The sequence below is a fragment of the Salinicola sp. V024 genome (assembly GCF_052645315.1).
This window is the reverse complement of record NZ_JBQXYB010000004.1, coordinates 82,509-98,587: the sequence shown is the minus strand read 5'-3', so window position 1 is coordinate 98,587 and position 16,079 is coordinate 82,509. Positions and strand designations below refer to the sequence as shown.

Here is a 16,079-nt window from a genome sequence, read left to right as displayed (position 1 = left end):
ATCATAGCAGGCAAACTCGAGACGAGCCATCTGACCCCGGTGTGGCAAACGGTCGCTATCCGCAAGAATCACACGCAAAAATCGAACTGAACGAGCCCCCCGCCAGGCAACAGTCACCGCGTGGCCTGAATGGCATCATCGAGAGCATTCGAGGCATCACTCCAGTCACGAACGGCGGGAGAACCAGCCTGGCACTCGAGCCTCAATAAGGCTCAGACTTCGTCGATTTCCAGAGCGTTCTCCGCGCCCCGGGTAAGGCGATCGGCGTTGCGCGAAGCGGAGCTGTCGGCGTGCCCGTCAGCCACCACCTGATCGCGACCGGCGGATTTCGCGGCGTAGAGGCGGCGATCTGCCAGATCGATCACATCTCGAAGATGCAGACCTTCACGAGACAGGGCGATCCCCATCGAGACCGTCACCGGCAACACGGTGTCATCCAGCCGACAGGGGTGGCGGGCCAGCCGATCCCGAATGCGCATGGCGGCGGCAATACTCTGCGTCTGGCCGGCACCCGGCAACAGAATCAGGAACTCCTCTCCGCCGACACGACCGATGCTGTCGTCGTTGCGTAGCGAATCCCGCAACAGATTGGCCAGGTGACGAAGCACGGCATCACCGGCGGTGTGCCCATGATTGTCGTTGATGTCTTTGAAATGATCCGCGTCCACCAGCACCACGGCGAACGACTGCCCCTTCTTCCAATAACTGGAAGCTCGCTCGAAGACCGCCCGCCGATTGAGCACCCGGGTCAACGAATCGTGCATGGCGTCACGTCGATAGCGATGCTCATGGTGGTCGGTGATCGCCAGCATGCGCAGAATCACCGCACACAGCATGACGAAGACCAAGCCCAAACCCAGGTCGGAAAGCAGCGTATTCACCATCGAGTGGGGTACGGCAGGCAAGCGCAGCGACGGCATGTGGATCACGCCAAGCGAGAGCGCGATCAAGCCGCCGGTGGCCAGAATCTTGGTTCGCTTTCGAAGATCGGCGAGCATCAGTTCGACCTCGGCGAACAGCAGATAGTAGATCAGGCTGCTCTGGTTGGCGGCAATGGCGGTGCCCGCACTGACGAATACCAGAAAGACACCCAGCTTGACCGCCAGCGCCGTCGCCACGTAGAGCCGCCGATGCAGTGACAACGCCAGCGCGTATCCACCCAGGCAGAGCAGGTTCAGACCGCCCAGCAGAGAATGCCCGACGACAAAAAACAAGGGCGCTACGACCGTCTGCAGGCATAGCGCCAGCAGATAGATTTCGGCCATGATTTCAAAGCTGCGTCGGCGCTCCGCCGGCAGTGATTCGGGCGCTTGGGTGCAGTTCCACCAGAGAGAAAGAAGCAGGCTTTGCATTTTCGACTCGTTATTGTATTGAGGGGCGCACCGTTGCCAGGCTCTTCCCTATCGGTAATGACGGGAAGACGTAAACCAGGGAAAGATCGAACCCTACGTCCAGCGCCCTGGTACATCGAGAAGAAAGCACTTCTGAGTATCGCTGTTTTTAACAAAAGATAACATTGTCAAATTTGCTAAGAACACTGTAGTCCACCGATTACAAATGGATATCAAAACTGCTGACCCAGAATTCCTGTGCCAGAATCTTCCGCGAGTTCTGGTAGCCTGGCTTCCCGGAACGGCATCGTCTCGCCGTCGATTACCGCGACCCCATACGGAAATTTCCAATGCATTTTTTACACCAGGACGACCTGGGCAGACTCCTGTTGCGCCTGTGCGTTGGCGGCCTGATCCTCCTCCACGGCATCGACAAGCTGATGAATCCCGCCACTATCAGCGGCATCGCCCAGCAGTTGACGAGTGTGGGGCTACCGTCGTTCGTTGCCTACGGGGTGCTGGTCGGTGAAATCGTCGCGCCACTGATGACGATCGTCGGTTGGCGAGCGCGTATCGGCGGGCTGTTGATGGCGATCAACATGATCGTAGCCCTGGCCCTCGTCCATACAGGCCAGCTATGGACACTCAATAGCCAGGGGGGCTGGACCCTCGAGCTGCAGGGCATGTTCCTGTTCGGGGCGCTGGCGATCGTGTTTCTGGGTAGCGGACGTATGGCCGCCAGGCCTGACTGACGGGCGGCTCGGGCCGTCACTCGATCGCCAACGCCGTCAGCCGTTGCGCCAGCAATTCGGGGAAGCGCTTGAACCAGCGCTGATTGAGTGGCGATGGATGTGGCAGAGGTGCGAGGACGAAGCGCTTGCGTTCACCGTCGTCGAGTATCAACTCGGTGACGTGCGTCGCGCTGAAACGGTCGTCCCGTGACCAGAAGGCTTCGAGTGCGTCGCGGACCTCTTTCGTCTGGCCGATACCGAACCAGAAAAACGCTTCGCGCCCCAGAGTGATGACCTGCTCGCCCTGCCACTGCCGGGTCAGAAGCGCTGCCACCAGCGGCTGGAAACGCCGTTTTACCGCCATTGGCCAGGCCTTGTTGCCGAGCGGTTTGTAGGGAACGGTGTTGATCCAGAACAGATCCTCCCCCACTGACAGTGATGCCTCGAAGTCCGGCAACGACCGCCCATGACGGTGGCGATAGAGCGCCTCCCGCACCTTCTGTCCACCGGCCCCCACGAATGGCAACCCGATCTCGATCTCCTTCCTGCCGGGATCACGGCCGAAGACGGCGAGCTTTGCTCTTCGCGGCCCAAGGCCGACGATGGGCGTCAGCGGATCTCGATCGAACTGACGATAGACCTCGCGATCCAGCCGCTCGAGCTCGGCAGCCTCGCGACGCATCGCTTTCTCGATATCGGCAGGCAGGGGCCGGGCCTGACGCCTCATGGACATGCTTATTCCTCCCGAAACGAGGTGTCGTGGAACAGCCCGCGGGCCACAGCAGTCTCAGTTCCAGGGCGAGTTGAGTACCAGCAGCGACGCATTGAGATAGGCGGCGAAACTGACCCACACCAGGTACGGCACGAGCAATCCGGCAGCAAACCGCGAATGGCGCCAGAACGTCACGATCGTCCACACGATCAGCCCCCACATCAGCAGCAGATCGAGCAAGCCGATCAACATCCAGTGCGCCGCGAAGAATAGCCACGACCACAGACCGTTGGCGATCAGCTGCAGCACGAAAGGCGTCAATGCCCTTCGGCGCTCGCCGCGCGGCACGATCAGGGTGATCTTCCAGGCCGCCACCGCCATCATCAGATAGAGCGGCGTCCAGGCGGTGGGAAACAGCCAGTCAGGGGGCGTCAACGGCGGTTTGTCGAGCGCGGCATACCACTCGCCGGGCGGTGCCAGAATGCCGCTGCTGGCGGCGATCGCCACCAGCAGCAGCCAGGCGCAGAGAATGAAACTCGAACGACTCACGATGATTACCAGCTACCGGTGTTTTCCATCGAAGCCCAGGGTTCCTGAGGTTCCAGTGCGTCGCCTTTCTGCAGCAGCTCGATCGAGATGCCGTCCGGCGAGCGGACGAAGGCCATGTGGCCGTCGCGCGGTGGGCGATTGATGGTGACACCGCCCGTCTGCAGTTTTTCGCACAGCGCATAGAGGTCGTCGACGCGATAGGCAAGATGCCCAAAGTTGCGACCGCCGGTGTATGTCTCCGGATCCCAGTTATAGGTCAGCTCGACCATCGGCGACTGCTCGGACTTGGCGCGCGGTGTGTCGTTGGGCGTCGCCAGAAAAACCAGGGTGAAGCGTCCCTTGTCGTTTTCCTTGCGCGAGACTTCCTGCAGACCCAGCAGGTCACAGTAGAAACGCAGCGAGGCGTCGAGGTCGGCGACGCGGACCATGGTGTGCAGGTATTCCATGAAATCTCCTGATTCGTCAGTGTATTTAACCACTCTAGCGTAGACCACGACCGACGTTCGGTGAATCTTCCGCCTCTCGCGATCAGTCGGGCCGGATCGCCATGCGACCGCTGCCCAAGAACATCACGGCCAATGCGGCGAAGAAGTACATCCCCTGCAGCTCCAGCGCCCAGCCGCCCTGCTCGTTGAGCGTTCCCAATTGGGGGAGATGGACCAGCAGGACCGCCACGACCATGTTGCCGGCCATCAGCAGGCCGCCGATTCGCGCCCGCCAACCGACGATCGCCATCAGCGGCCCCACCACTTCACCCAGCACTACGCCGTAGGCGAGGAACGCCGGAAGACCCACCCCTGCCAGCATTTGGCCCAAGCCGTCGAAGCTACCCGGATGAATGACCTTGTTGATGCCATGGAAAAGAATCAGGATGCCGACGCACAGGCGAACGATCAGTTTGCCGAGATCATCGTTTTTAAGCAGTTGACGCATGCTGGAGTCTCCGGACCATTAAAATCGCGATGAAACGTACTGACCGATCGCCTGCTGCGCCTCTTTCAGGGACTGCTGCTTGCGCTCATCGCCCATGTTGAGGCCTTCCGCATAGATCGTATCGACATCCTTGATGCCGATCAGCCCCAGCATGTGCTTGAGATGCGGCGTTTGGGAATCCATCTCCGTGCCGGCATACATGCCGCCGCGCGCTGCCAGAATCAGGCCCGACTTGTTCGCCAGCAGCCCCACCGGACCATTGGCGGTGTATTGGAAGGTCTTGCCGGCGCGCAGGATACGGTCAAACCACGACTTGAGCTGGCTGGGAATCCCCAGGTTGTAGAGCGGTACGGCCAGCACCAGCAAGTCGCTGGCTTCGACTTCGGCCAGCAGTTCATCGGAGATCCGCGCCAGATCCTGCTGTTCGGGGCTGCGCTCGGCGGGCTCGGTCATCCAGCTCTTCATTTCCGTCCCTGTCAGATGCGGCAATGCCTGTTCGACCACATTGCGCTCGGTGAGCTCGACATCGTGAGCTTCCAGGGCCTGCTTGAAAGATTCCGCCAGCGTGCGGGATTGGCCACCTTCGCCGAAGAGGGAACTGGTGATGAGAAGAATGCGTTGCGTCATGAACCTATCTCCAAGCCTGAGTCGATTAACCGAGGCGCCGGCATGGGCCGGCGCACGTTGGAGGCATTATTCGTTGTCATTTTTGAAATGAAAATCGCGAAAAATGGCGCGAATCATTCGAATGCATCGTTTTATGCCGTTAGGCATCGGCTTGACTAGCGGTGCGCTTCGACCCCCTGTCCACAGCCGTGAAACTCGCGTCCGCCATAGCGCAGCATCACCTTGACCGGCCAGGGTTTACCGCTCATATCGTCAAAACAGGCGCCAGCCCGAAGATTCAGCTCCATCGGGTAGCGCCCGCTATCGCTGACCAACACCATGTTGGCATCGCTTCCGTTGTGGATCGAAGCAACCCGGTAATCGAACGTGTCACTGGCCTGGCCGTAGTCGGATACCAGGGTCAACGAATGGCTGTTGCGATCGAGCGATACATTCCAGCCCGGCTCGTTGCCGCCCGCGTAGAAAATGCTGTCGGGATGTTGCTCACGGGTCGTCGTCTCACGCTCGTTGGCCAGCGTGCAGACCAGCTGCCCGTTGTCGCTCTCGACACGGGCGTCGCGGCCCTGGCGCCAGAACGAGACTCCATCGAGTTCGTAACGGGATCCGGCGCCCACCACCGCGCGGGGCAGCTCGGTCTCGCCCAGCGCCGTCCACAGTCGCAACCGCTTGTCATCCGGAGTTGTCGTGACCAGGTCCTGAGAGGGTGTGCAGCGCCAGGCGGTGAAGGTATCGCCGCCATCCGCAAAGAAGGCACTGGGCAGCAGCGGCGACTTGAGCGCGTCCAGCGTCGACGATGGCGCGGCAGAGTGCGTCTCCTGATGCCCGCCGCTGGCACAACCCGCGAGCATGAGCGCGCCGAGTGAAAGGGTCAGCCAGCGAACCGATGAACGATGACGATAGAGGGCGCGGCGGTCTTTGCCAGCCTGAAGCGCTTTGGACATGAGCAAGGTTTCCGAGAGATGTCTGAACACGAAGAGCCGTCATAAAAAAGCGCCGCGAGATCGTCTCGCGGCGCAACGTTCAGCCTAACATGCCAGGGCTACTGGCGGGCCAAACCATGAACGCGTTCATCGCTCGAAATACGTCTCAGGCGTAGCGCTGGCGCAGCTCGCGAGCGGCCTCGACCATGTTGGCCAGCGCCGGTTCCACCTCCGCCCAGCCTCGGGTCTTGAGGCCGCAATCCGGGTTGACCCAGAGCCGCTCGGCGGGAATCTTCTCTGCCGCCTTGGCCATCAGGTCGACCATCCAGGCCCGCTCGGGAATGTTCGGCGAGTGTATATCGTAGACGCCGGGTCCGATCTCGTTGGGGTAATCGAAGTGCTGGAAGGCGTCGAGCAGCTCCATGTCCGAGCGCGACGTTTCGATGGTGATGACATCGGCGTCCATGGCCGCGATGGCGCCGATGATGTCGTTGAATTCGGCATAGCACATGTGGGTATGGATCTGGGTCGCGTCGGCGACGACCGCCGCACTCAACTGGAAGCACTCCACCGCCCAGTCGAGATACGCCTGCCACTCGGCCTGACGCAGCGGCAGCCCTTCGCGCAGCGCCGGTTCGTCGATCTGAATGATCGCAATGCCGGCACGTTCGAGATCGGCGACCTCATCACGCAACGCCAGCGCAATCTGACGACAGGTGGTTGCCCGCGGCTGATCGTCGCGCACGAAGGACCACTGCAGGATGGTCACCGGACCGGTGAGCATGCCTTTCATCGGCTTGTCGGTGAGCGACTGGGCGTATTCGCTCCAGCGCACCGTCATCGCCGCGGGTCGCGTCACGTCTCCGAAGATCACCGGCGGCTTGACGCAGCGTGAGCCGTAGCTCTGGACCCAGCCGTTCTGAGTGAAGGCAAAGCCATCGAGCTGTTCGCCGAAGTATTCGACCATGTCGTTGCGCTCGGCTTCGCCATGCACCGGCACGTCGAGCCCCAGCCGCGCCTGGCGTTCGACCACCTGAGCGATCTCTTCGCGCATGCGGTTCTCGTAATCCGCCACGTCGAGCTCGCCGCGCTTGAAGTCCCGGCGCGCCGTGCGGATTTCCTGCGTCTGCGGGAAGGAGCCGATCGACGTCGTCGGGAACAGCGGAAGCTCGAGTCGCGCCCGCTGTGCCGCCGCTCGCACCGAATAGACGTTGTCACGCCGCGTATCGGCGACACCGACTCTGGTCAGACGCTCGGCGACCTGTGGCTTATGGATACGCTGGGATTCGCGTCGCGTGGCCAGTGCCCGGTTCGACTCCTCGACCCGCTGGCGATCCGTGGGCGTTTCGGCACCCTCGAGCACTTGAGCCAGCGTGACGACTTCATCGAGCTTCTGACGCGCGAATGCCAGCCAGCTCTTCAATTCCGGATCCAGCCGGGTCTCGTTGTCCAGGTCGACGGGGACGTGAAGCAGCGAGCAGCTTGGCGCCAGCCACAGGCGATCGCCCAGACGGGCCCTGGCATCCTTGAGTTCTCCGGCGAGGCGGCTCAGGTCGGCACGCCAGATGTTGCGACCGTCGATGGCACCCACGGAGAGCACCTTGTACGGGGACAGGCGGTCGAGCACCGCGGTCAACTGCTGTGGGGCCCGTACCAGGTCGATGTGCAGCCCTTCGACCGGCAGCGACACCGCCAGACCCAGATTGTCGCCAAGACCGCCGAAGTAGCTCGCCAACAGCAACTTCACCGGGGCCGACTGCAACTGATTGTAGGCGAACTCGAAAGCACGCTGCCACTCGTCGGGCAGGTCCTGGACCAACGCCGGTTCGTCCAGCTGCACCCATTCGACGCCGGCATCCGCCAGCCGACTCAGAATCTGACCGTAGGTCGACACCAGATTCTCGAGCAGAGAGAGACGCTCGAGACCTTCGCTCTTGGACTTGGCCAGCCACAGCCAGGTCACGGGGCCGGTCAACGCCACCTTGACCGGATACCCCGCCAACTTCGCCTCGGCGACTTCGTCGAACAGGCGCTCGCTGGCGATACGGAAGGTCTGCCCTTCGTGGAGTTCCGGCACCAGGTAATGATAGTTGGTGTCGAAATACTTGGTCATCTCGCAGGCGGCCGCCGGCTCACCGGAAGGCGCCCGGCCGCGAGCCATGCGGAAACTGGTATCGAGATCGACCTCGCCTTCGACACTACCGAAACGCGGCGGCACCGCGCCGACCAGCACGGAAACGTTGAGCACCTGATCGTAGAAGGCGAAATCACCGACCGTGACGAGATCCAGACCGGCATCGATCTGTTGCTGCCAGTGAATCTTGCGCAGGCGTGCCCCTTCCTGCTCGAGACCGTCACGATCGAGTTCGCCTTTCCAGTAGGCCTCGACCGCCTTCTTCAATTCACGATGGGCGCCAATGCGCGGATAGCCCAAGGTATGCGCCAGAGTGGTCATGGGTAGGGTCTCTCAGGGTTAGCGGTTAGAATGAACGAGGTGCTGGCCTGTCACGCAGTCTGTCCATCGACGCATCCTGAATCAAACGCGTTTACCTAATCATCAACGTGAGCAAAATTCATAGCATGCTCGAACTTCGCCATCTCCGTACGTTGATCGCTCTGCGCGACACTGGCTCGCTGGTCGAGGCGGCGGAACGCGTTCACCTGACCCAGTCCGCGTTATCGCACCAGATCAAGGATCTGGAGTCGCGGCTCGGCATGCCGCTGTTCGCTCGCAAGACGCGCCCGGTCTCATTCACCCGAGCCGGAGAACGCTTGTTGACGTTGGCCGAACAGGTACTGCCTCAGTTACGTCTGGCGGAGCGGGATCTGGCGCGACTGGCGGGGCATGAGCAGGGTCGCCTACACATGGCGATCGAGTGTCACAGCTGTTTCCAGTGGCTGATGCCGACGATCGATCACTTTCGCGATCACTGGCCGGAAATCGAGATCGATATTCCCAGCGGTCAGAATTTCGATCTGCTGCCCGGGCTGACCCGCGAAGCGCTGGACCTGGTCATCACCGACAACCCCCAGCCGCTACCGGGCGTTCACTACGCCCCGCTGTTCCGCTACGAGGGTCTGCTCGCCGTTGCCAGGCAGCATTCGCTGGCTGCTCGCAGCTGGGTCGAGCCGGCAGATCTGATCGCGGAAACGCTCATCGTCTATCCGGTGGAACACTCTCGCCTGGACGTCTTCACGCAGTTTCTCGACCCGGTGAACGTGCGTCCGCAGGAGATTCGCAGTGCTGAACTCACGGTAATGATGATGCAGCTGGTGGCGAGTGGCCGTGGCGTCTGCGCCCTGCCCAACTGGGCACTCACCGAGTATCTGGAACGCGACTACGTCAAGGCGCTGCCGCTGGGCAAAGATGGGGTATGGAGTACGCTTTACGCGGCGATTCGGGAAGACACGCTGGAGCTACCCTGGATGGAAGACTTCATTCGCACCGCGCGAGACACCTCGTTCGCGGTGCTGAGCGGGATCAAGCCGGCGGGCATGACGGAGCCTGCCTGAACGGAAAACCGCGACACGGGATTGGAAGCGCATCGTCGTCAGGTCGACTCTTCATCGAAAGTCAGCGGCCGGATTGCCTCGCGCCCGTGCAGCGGCAGCAACAGGCTGAATCGGGCACCGCCCAGGCGCTCGCTGCGATCGACCACGACGTTGCCCCCGTGCCAGGCCATGATCTTCTGGACGATGGAGAGCCCCAGCCCGTAGCCGCCGGAGCGTCGCGTACGACTATCATCGAGCCGGGCGAACGGCTTGAAGATGGCGATACGTTTCTCTTCCGGTACACCGGGGCCGTCATCCTCGACATCGATACGGACCGCTCGCGGCTCGCGATGGACGTTCACCATGACCCGATGCTCAGCGTGGCGACAGGCATTGGCGACCAGATTCTGCACCGCCCGCTGCAGATAGCGCGGTTCCGCTTCCACCTCCAGCTCTTCGCCATCGGCAACCCGCAACTCGAGATGGGGATGTAGCGGACTCAGGGTATCCAGCACTCGCCACGCCACCGCGCGACACTCCAGGCTCTCGGTCTTCAGCGACACCCCCTGCGCGGTTTCGCTGTCGAGCTTGGCATAGGTCAGAATTTCATCGATCAGCCGGTCGAGTTCGGCAATATCCTCGTCGATGCCGGCCAGCTGGCGCTGGGCGACTTCATCCCGACTGAGATCCTCCAGCATCTGCACCGCGAAACGAATGCGGGCCACCGGCGTGCGCAATTCATGCGACACCGCACGAATCATCTCCTGCTGGCTGCGCAATAGCGACTGAACCTGGGAGGCCATGCCGTTGAGCGCCATGCCCAGGCGCCCGACGAAATCGTTGCTGTCGACCCGCACTCTCGAATTGAGATGGCCCGCCGCAATTCGCGTTGCGGCGCGCTCGAGCCGACCCACTCGGCCCTCGACGCTCCACACGATCAGATAGATCCCCCCCGCCAGAGCGGTCAGCACCATGATCAGCAACGCCAGGGCCAACGATAGTGGCACCGATTCGAATCCGGGCAGCGGGCCGATCCGCAGCCAGCGGTCCGCACCGACTCGAGCGTGAATATAAAGCTTGCTGAGGCCGGTATCGAAACGCACCACCACCTCGCCGGCATCGAGACGCGTCGCCTGGATCGGGTCGACATCCGTGGGGGGTGACGTATACAGACCGATCGGCACGTGGAACTGACGTTTGACGCGCGCAAGCCGGCGAGCCTGAATATCGGCCTTCTCGCCACTCAACCAGCTGCGAAGCACCTCGGTTATCCCCCGAAGCTGCATCTCGTTGAGACTATTGATGCGTGACGCCAGCACCCAGTTCGAGTGAGGCAGTTGGTAGAGAGAGCGCCAGCCGTCGTCGGTCGACTCGATCACCGGGCGATTCTCGCGCAGACGTGCACGCTCGAAGTAGTTCAGCGACAGATCATCGAGCCTGAACAGTCCCAACGGCATGCCCAGGGTCGACGCCATCGACGCCAGCCATTCGTCGCGCTTGGCCAGCGGCTGGAGCGAGACGAGATCCGCGAGCAACGCCAGCGGACCGCTGACCAGATTTTCCCGGTAGTGCTCCTGGCGCACTTTATCGACCATCAGGAAGCCGAACAGCACCATCGCGAAGGTGATGACCAACGCCGCCAGCAGCGACGCGTAGAATCGCAGAAATGTGCTGTCGGTAAAGGAACGACGCATGTTGGATCTCGCGCGGCAATCGGCTTATAGAGCAGCCCGAACGGGGACTCCGGCTACCTACAGGAAGAGACGGGGCCCACCGAGGGACGGTATCGGAGTCGACGAGCGGAAAGAAGGGAAATCGGCCATGAGCCTTCCGGCGATCCGGCATCATTTTCGCCCGTCGTCAACGGGAGCCCAAGGAGAAGAGTCCAGCACCAGCAGGCGGCTCGCCGAGCGGCGGTCATGTCACTGCCGACGGCGGCCACACGAGCCGGCTCCTTCTCGCTTCAACTGTCCCGGACGAAGAGATACCCTTTACTACGCACGGTCTTGATGCGATGAGGGTGATTGGGATCGTCACCAATCTTGGGACGAATGCGCGAGACTCGCACGTCGATGGAGCGATCCTGCCCGTCATACTTGATGCCGCGCAGTTGGGAGAAGATCTCCTCCCGCGTTAATACGCGACCGGCATTGTCGGCCAGCAGCCAGAGGAGATCGAATTCGGCGCTGGTCAGATCGATCCGCTGTTCTTCCAGCCACGCTTCACGCGTTGCGCTGTCGATGACCAGGTTCTCGAACGTCAGACGCGTCGCCCCGCTCGAAGAGATCATGCTGTCGGCACGACGCATCAGCGCCCGCATGCGGGCCAGCAGCACTCGTGGCTGGACCGGCTTGGGCACGTAATCATCGGCCCCCATCTCCAGGCCCAGCACCTGATCCATGTCGTCGGTGCGTGCCGTCAGCATCAGAATGGGGCCGGGATAATGCGGTCGTGCCCGGCGACAGATCGACAGGCCATCCTCGCCGGGCAGCATCAAATCGAGGATCACCATATCCGGCTGTTCCTCGATGATGCGCTCCACCCCGCGGGCACCATCGTGTTCGAGTCCTACCTGGAAGCCGTTGGCCTCGAGATATTCCCGCGTCAGATGAGCCAGACGTTCGTCGTCTTCGATAATCAATACGCGATCTTGATGTGCAGTGCTGTCCAAGCTGTCATCCATCCCTTTGAGTTGGCCTCGAAACCCTGCATACCATGATGTTCATTTATTATGGGTCAGTTGCCGGTAAAGCCGGCGTCGAAAGCCGGGCAATATCACTAGCTGCAACTGCTTCAGTCTGCTTGAAAACAAGCTTATGGAAACGGTAATTCACGCTACGCGAGTCGGAGAAGCGTAGCGGGTTACACAGCATCATACCCGAATTGTTCCCTTTGTAACCCCGTATCGCCAATGGTCTACGCCAGTCATGGGTAAATTCAGACGAGACACCGCCGAGATCGACTGACTGCCGCGGACACATCGGCTCGCGCCATCGCTCTGCTTCTCAGTAAGCCAGGCGCCCATACAGTTCGCCGAACGGCCGCATCACATGGCGCTGATAGGCAGGCCGTGCCTGCAGTCGCTGATACCACACTTCGATGTTAGGCAGCGGCGGTCGGGGAATCTCGAGTTCGAAATAGCGGTAGAGCGTGGCCCCGGCCGGAATATCGGCCAGCCCCAGACGTTCGCCACCGAGAAATGGCGTGTCCGCCAAGTGGCTGTCGAGCCGCCGATAAAGACGGTCGCACCGTGCCAGAGAACGCTCGATGGCGGCATCGTCATGCTGGTCGCCCGGAGTCCGATAGAATCCCCAGAACACGCCGCCGAAAAAAGCGGGCTCCAGTTCGGAAAGCGACCAGTCAAGCCAGCGATCGGCCTCTGACTGAGCGGCAGGCGTCTTGCGCCGGAAATCGTCATTGCCATGGGCAGCGGCAAGATAGCGCAGGATCGAATGGGTCTCCCAGACCACGGTCTCGCCGTCCTGGATCACGGGAATTCGACCGTTGGGATTCAGCGCCAGAAATTCCGCCGATTCCAGTCCCCCATCCTCACCGCCTGCCGGTCGATGAACGTAATCGAGCGCCATTTCGTCGGCCAGCCACAGCACCTTCTGCACGTTGTACGAGCTACGCCTTCCCCAGATGGTCAGCACGATTCGACTCCCTGTCGTTGGATTCAGCGGCTCAGGTCCACGTCCCGCGTCTGCCCCTTGCCGAGTTCAATCTGCTTGATGATGATCGGGCTGCGCGACTCGCCACCGGGTAGTAGTACGCTTCCGGCGACGTAGAACACGCCCGCCGGAATGCCTCTGACGACGAAATACCCGTTGCCATCGGTCTTGGCATAGTGGGTGTATTCCCGAGCGCGGGGATCGGCCGGTTCGATCTTGCGCCCCGAAAGCGCCACATCGGCAGCCTCGGCCGCATAGCGCGTGGCCGGCGCCACGGATACCGTCTCGCCGCCACCCACCAAAGTCTGGCCATCTGATGTTGTATAGGTCAAACGCCCTTGCACGGCCGATGTGCCGGTCTTCTCGAGCCGGGCATACTCGTCCGCCGGAAAGGGAATCTGACGCTTCACCACGACTTCGTCGCTACCGGAACGATCGAAGATGTCCGGCATCTGCAACGATCCCGTGGAAAAACTCTCACAGCCTGCCAGGATCAATGTCACCGCCAGCGCCAAGGCACCCCGCCACAGATTTCCCGCCATTATCGATGTCTCCCTGAGAATTCATCACGACCCGTCATCTCGACGACTCGTCCTCTTGTTGGTCCTGCACTCGAATCGTGACTCGATCGCTCACCCGTCCAATCGGGCAACGAGTTCACAACCCGTTTCCTATCCAGCCCAGCGCACCCGCGGGCCAGTGCATCCCCGGGCCAGCGCACCCGCGGAGTGACATCCCGACGGCGGTTGCGCTGACCGCTCACGATTCGGGCGGACCGATGATCATCCGGTCGCCGCTTATCCTGATATCGAAGCGATCGAGAAAGCTCATGCCGAGCAACACGACATCGTCATCGATCCCGGCATGGATCGAACCGGCGACACCACGTGCTTCCAACCCCCCGAGCCTGACGCTATCGAGCGCTGTCAGATGCCCGCTGACACGACCGTTGGCGGTGCTGAACATGGCTTCCGGACCGGGCTCAATCTCCAGGGCGCGGGCCAGCGACCGGGAGAGCGAAACGTAGGTGGCGCCGGTATCGATCAGCAGCTTGACGGCATGGCCGTCGATCTCGCCCGGCGCCACGAAGTGCCCGCGAGCATTGCGCTTCAATGTGACCGGGGTCTGTTCGATCGACGTTGCGGTAGCAAGACCGGCGTTGGGGTCGTTGCGACGCTGCTCCACGCCCCGAAACCACCACCCGGCCAGCAACAGCAGCAGGACCCAGAACACCACCATCATGCCGACGCCGGTACGACGCACGCCGCGAACATCATCTCCCATTCGGGCGAGCCTTCAGCTGCAGGCGTATCGGTCCCTGCCAGGGTAAGTCGGGTGATAGTGTCCGGCCCTTCTGGGTGACCCGAAGATACCCGGCCTGGGCCAGCTCACGCGCGCAATCGCGTACGTCGACCATCAGCGGACGCCAGTCGTCTGACAGTTGGCGCGCCACCTCGGAGGGGCAGAAGGTCTTGTCCGAGCCGCGCGACGCCGCCATCGACAGTATCGCGCGACTCAGCGCCGCCGAATCCGTGGCTGAAGTCATGACGAATCAGCGCAGATCCGGATTGAGCGTATAGGTCGCCGTGATGCTGGACTCGTCCAGTACATGTCCCTCCATCGCCTCGCGCACCTGCTCGCCGGTAAATTCGCCCGCCAGCCCGAGGGTGGGAATATCCAGCGCGAACACGGCAAAGGTGTAACGATGAATGACCTCATCGTTCCACGGCGGGCAAGGCCCATCGTAGCCGCCGTAGACGCCAGCCATGTCCGGATCGCCGGCCATGAATCCGGTGTAACCGTTGATACCGCTGACGCCTTTGGCGGTCTGCCCCGGCGCCTTGCCCTTGGGGACGACGCCATCGGCCATCTCGCCTTCCTCGATCAGATTGACCTCGGCAGGAATATCGATCAGCACCCAATGATAGAAATCGACGCGCGGCAGACTCGCGGGCAGCGTCTTGCCTTCCTGATTGACGTCGTCCGCTACGCCCGGCACGTCTGGATCGGTTATCAGCATGACGAAACTCTGTGTCCCCTGCGGGGCGTCCAGCCAGCGCACTTCCGGATTGCGATTGTCACCCAGACGCATGTGCTGGTCGGGGTCGGGGATGGCAAAAGCGAACAGTGCCGGGATCGGCTGGCCTTCCTCGATACCTTTGACGGTCAAACGCATGAGCTTCTCCTTGGCTGCAGGTAAAACGGAAAACCGATGATTACGGTGACGACGACGCGGGCCACGCAATCGACACCCGTGTCGGCAAGATCGTCATGGAATTTATCGACAACCTTAGGTGGCCGCGCGCCTTTTGTCATGATCCGGAAATCGTCGGCACCATCGGAGTCAGTAGAAAACCGGCGACCTGTCAGTCACTGACATCGTGATTGCGGTACGCCGCCGACGCCCAGGCTAGCGGCAGAACGACACGCCGCGCATGCCGAGATGAAAATGGTTGGCGTGAGCGGCGTTGTATTCCGGCCCCAAGGTGGTGCCGAAGTAGTGACAGGCGCCGGCTTTCGCCTGGTGCAGAAACTCACCCTGCGTGCCGACGTCATCCCAGTCGTCGAGCACGCTGATGGCCCGCCCGTTCTCGAATCGAAACCCTGCGACATCGAGTGCCGAGGCCGTTGCGTGTTCGCTGCGCCGGGCGTTCTCGCGATGGTAGATATTGCGGCAGGCGAAAGAGCCGTAGTGCTGAACGCTCGAGACACGCGAGCCGAGCAGTCGCTCGGCCAGCGGCTGTAACTCGTGCTGCTCGTACATCGTCCATGCCAATGCCAAAGGGCAGCTTGCGACGAAGCTCGAACTGAATGCCACCTGCGTGCTCGATAGCCGAACCACGTTTGTCAGGGGACAGCCCGCCGTCGGCGTATAGTCGTCGAGCGGCGTGAAAGAGATTGCTGGCGCGGTCTCGAGAGCGGCGAGGCAAGCCTCGCGATCGCCGGCCAGACGCTTGAGCTTCCAGCGTGTCATCGGTGTGACGGGGTCCTCTATCGCCAGCGGCGCGAAGGGATTCCACTCTCGCGGGATCTGCCAGACCCCCTTGTCGAAAGCGACACCGACGGCAATCGCCAGCAGACAGAACATGGTGCTCCAGGAAGGTTTCATAGGT

General features: G+C 61.7%; 18 protein-coding genes. 2 read left to right on the top strand and 16 right to left on the bottom strand.

Going from position 1 to position 16,079, the window contains the following annotated elements:
* Positions 1-212: 212 nt before the first annotated feature.
* Complete coding sequence (locus ACUN9V_RS08195) at positions 213-1,352, bottom strand: GGDEF domain-containing protein (RefSeq protein WP_445511037.1); 1,140 nt, start codon at positions 1,350-1,352, stop codon at positions 213-215.
* A gap of 329 nt (positions 1,353-1,681) precedes the next feature.
* Here ACUN9V_RS08195 and ACUN9V_RS08190 point away from each other — a divergent pair, with 329 nt between their 5' ends.
* On the top strand, positions 1,682-2,083 hold the full coding sequence (locus ACUN9V_RS08190) for a DoxX family protein (RefSeq protein ID WP_445511036.1): 402 nt from the start codon (positions 1,682-1,684) through the stop codon (positions 2,081-2,083).
* A gap of 16 nt (positions 2,084-2,099) precedes the next feature.
* Here ACUN9V_RS08190 and ACUN9V_RS08185 read toward each other — a convergent pair whose 3' ends face one another.
* The 7 genes from ACUN9V_RS08185 to metE all read right to left on the bottom strand — a co-directional run bounded on the left by ACUN9V_RS08185 (position 2,100) and on the right by metE (position 8,258).
* Entirely contained in the window at positions 2,100-2,795 is a 696-nt protein-coding gene (locus ACUN9V_RS08185) for a uracil-DNA glycosylase family protein (RefSeq protein WP_445511035.1), read from the bottom strand.
* Positions 2,796-2,849: 54 nt separating this feature from the next.
* The gene (locus ACUN9V_RS08180) at positions 2,850-3,323 is read right to left on the bottom strand and encodes a TspO/MBR family protein (protein ID WP_445511034.1); all 474 of its coding nucleotides are present in this window, start codon (positions 3,321-3,323) and stop codon (positions 2,850-2,852) included.
* 5 nt (positions 3,324-3,328) lie between these two features.
* Positions 3,329-3,769: a VOC family protein gene (locus tag ACUN9V_RS08175; protein WP_445511033.1), complete on the bottom strand. Its 441-nt coding sequence runs from the start codon at positions 3,767-3,769 to the stop codon at positions 3,329-3,331.
* An 82-nt stretch (positions 3,770-3,851) separates the two neighbouring features.
* Positions 3,852-4,256, bottom strand: a complete 405-nt coding sequence (locus tag ACUN9V_RS08170; RefSeq protein ID WP_110692277.1) for a DoxX family protein — start codon at positions 4,254-4,256, stop codon at positions 3,852-3,854.
* 18 nt (positions 4,257-4,274) lie between these two features.
* Positions 4,275-4,883 carry an FMN-dependent NADH-azoreductase gene (locus tag ACUN9V_RS08165; RefSeq protein WP_445511032.1) on the bottom strand — a complete coding sequence of 203 codons (609 nt, stop codon included), beginning with the start codon at positions 4,881-4,883 and terminating at the stop codon, positions 4,275-4,277.
* Positions 4,884-5,038: 155 nt separating this feature from the next.
* Positions 5,039-5,824, bottom strand: a complete 786-nt coding sequence (locus ACUN9V_RS08160) for a C-type lysozyme, inhibitor (protein ID WP_445511031.1) — start codon at positions 5,822-5,824, stop codon at positions 5,039-5,041.
* A gap of 145 nt (positions 5,825-5,969) precedes the next feature.
* Complete coding sequence (gene metE / locus ACUN9V_RS08155) at positions 5,970-8,258, bottom strand: 5-methyltetrahydropteroyltriglutamate--homocysteine S-methyltransferase (protein ID WP_445511030.1); 2,289 nt, start codon at positions 8,256-8,258, stop codon at positions 5,970-5,972.
* 125 nt (positions 8,259-8,383) lie between these two features.
* Between metE and ACUN9V_RS08150 the strand changes: the two genes are divergently transcribed.
* The gene (locus ACUN9V_RS08150; protein WP_075563306.1) at positions 8,384-9,316 is read left to right on the top strand and encodes a LysR family transcriptional regulator; all 933 of its coding nucleotides are present in this window, start codon (positions 8,384-8,386) and stop codon (positions 9,314-9,316) included.
* Between the two features lie 38 nt (positions 9,317-9,354).
* Here ACUN9V_RS08150 and ACUN9V_RS08145 read toward each other — a convergent pair whose 3' ends face one another.
* The 8 genes from ACUN9V_RS08145 to ACUN9V_RS08110 form a co-directional block, all read right to left on the bottom strand.
* Positions 9,355-10,989 carry an ATP-binding protein gene (locus tag ACUN9V_RS08145; protein WP_439284060.1) on the bottom strand — a complete coding sequence of 545 codons (1,635 nt, stop codon included), beginning with the start codon at positions 10,987-10,989 and terminating at the stop codon, positions 9,355-9,357.
* A gap of 269 nt (positions 10,990-11,258) precedes the next feature.
* The gene (locus tag ACUN9V_RS08140) at positions 11,259-11,978 is read right to left on the bottom strand and encodes a response regulator transcription factor (RefSeq protein WP_075563308.1); all 720 of its coding nucleotides are present in this window, start codon (positions 11,976-11,978) and stop codon (positions 11,259-11,261) included.
* A 322-nt stretch (positions 11,979-12,300) separates the two neighbouring features.
* Positions 12,301-12,948: a glutathione S-transferase family protein gene (locus ACUN9V_RS08135; protein WP_445511029.1), complete on the bottom strand. Its 648-nt coding sequence runs from the start codon at positions 12,946-12,948 to the stop codon at positions 12,301-12,303.
* A 23-nt stretch (positions 12,949-12,971) separates the two neighbouring features.
* A complete protein-coding gene (locus ACUN9V_RS08130) occupies positions 12,972-13,508 on the bottom strand; it encodes a carboxypeptidase-like regulatory domain-containing protein (protein WP_139313676.1) in 537 nt (178 codons plus the stop codon).
* A 217-nt stretch (positions 13,509-13,725) separates the two neighbouring features.
* Positions 13,726-14,250, bottom strand: a complete 525-nt coding sequence (locus tag ACUN9V_RS08125; protein WP_445511028.1) for a retropepsin-like aspartic protease family protein — start codon at positions 14,248-14,250, stop codon at positions 13,726-13,728.
* A complete protein-coding gene (locus tag ACUN9V_RS08120) occupies positions 14,240-14,512 on the bottom strand; it encodes a DUF3253 domain-containing protein (protein WP_445511027.1) in 273 nt (90 codons plus the stop codon). The genes ACUN9V_RS08125 and ACUN9V_RS08120 overlap by 11 nt, the downstream gene beginning before the upstream one ends.
* Before the next feature lie 6 nt (positions 14,513-14,518).
* Complete coding sequence (locus ACUN9V_RS08115; RefSeq protein WP_445511026.1) at positions 14,519-15,142, bottom strand: YbhB/YbcL family Raf kinase inhibitor-like protein; 624 nt, start codon at positions 15,140-15,142, stop codon at positions 14,519-14,521.
* A gap of 234 nt (positions 15,143-15,376) precedes the next feature.
* Positions 15,377-16,075: an extensin-like domain-containing protein gene (locus tag ACUN9V_RS08110; protein ID WP_445511025.1), complete on the bottom strand. Its 699-nt coding sequence runs from the start codon at positions 16,073-16,075 to the stop codon at positions 15,377-15,379.
* Positions 16,076-16,079: the final 4 nt, after the last annotated feature.

What these genes read in the sequence shown, in the direction of transcription:
- ACUN9V_RS08195 (WP_445511037.1), bottom strand. Translation starts at nt 1,352, where the DNA reads ATGCAAAGCCTGCTTCTTTCTCTCTGGTGGAACTGCACCCAAGCGCCC.
- ACUN9V_RS08190 (WP_445511036.1), top strand. Translation starts at nt 1,682, where the DNA reads ATGCATTTTTTACACCAGGACGACCTGGGCAGACTCCTGTTGCGCCTG.
- ACUN9V_RS08185 (WP_445511035.1), bottom strand. Translation starts at nt 2,795, where the DNA reads ATGTCCATGAGGCGTCAGGCCCGGCCCCTGCCTGCCGATATCGAGAAA.
- ACUN9V_RS08175 (WP_445511033.1), bottom strand. Translation starts at nt 3,769, where the DNA reads ATGGAATACCTGCACACCATGGTCCGCGTCGCCGACCTCGACGCCTCG.
- ACUN9V_RS08170 (WP_110692277.1), bottom strand. Translation starts at nt 4,256, where the DNA reads ATGCGTCAACTGCTTAAAAACGATGATCTCGGCAAACTGATCGTTCGC.
- ACUN9V_RS08165 (WP_445511032.1), bottom strand. Translation starts at nt 4,883, where the DNA reads ATGACGCAACGCATTCTTCTCATCACCAGTTCCCTCTTCGGCGAAGGT.
- ACUN9V_RS08160 (WP_445511031.1), bottom strand. Translation starts at nt 5,824, where the DNA reads ATGTCCAAAGCGCTTCAGGCTGGCAAAGACCGCCGCGCCCTCTATCGT.
- metE (WP_445511030.1), bottom strand. Translation starts at nt 8,258, where the DNA reads ATGACCACTCTGGCGCATACCTTGGGCTATCCGCGCATTGGCGCCCAT.
- ACUN9V_RS08150 (WP_075563306.1), top strand. Translation starts at nt 8,384, where the DNA reads ATGCTCGAACTTCGCCATCTCCGTACGTTGATCGCTCTGCGCGACACT.
- ACUN9V_RS08145 (WP_439284060.1), bottom strand. Translation starts at nt 10,989, where the DNA reads ATGCGTCGTTCCTTTACCGACAGCACATTTCTGCGATTCTACGCGTCG.
- ACUN9V_RS08140 (WP_075563308.1), bottom strand. Translation starts at nt 11,978, where the DNA reads ATGGATGACAGCTTGGACAGCACTGCACATCAAGATCGCGTATTGATT.
- ACUN9V_RS08130 (WP_139313676.1), bottom strand. Translation starts at nt 13,508, where the DNA reads ATGGCGGGAAATCTGTGGCGGGGTGCCTTGGCGCTGGCGGTGACATTG.
- ACUN9V_RS08125 (WP_445511028.1), bottom strand. Translation starts at nt 14,250, where the DNA reads ATGGGAGATGATGTTCGCGGCGTGCGTCGTACCGGCGTCGGCATGATG.
- ACUN9V_RS08120 (WP_445511027.1), bottom strand. Translation starts at nt 14,512, where the DNA reads ATGACTTCAGCCACGGATTCGGCGGCGCTGAGTCGCGCGATACTGTCG.
- ACUN9V_RS08115 (WP_445511026.1), bottom strand. Translation starts at nt 15,142, where the DNA reads ATGCGTTTGACCGTCAAAGGTATCGAGGAAGGCCAGCCGATCCCGGCA.
- ACUN9V_RS08110 (WP_445511025.1), bottom strand. Translation starts at nt 16,075, where the DNA reads ATGAAACCTTCCTGGAGCACCATGTTCTGTCTGCTGGCGATTGCCGTC.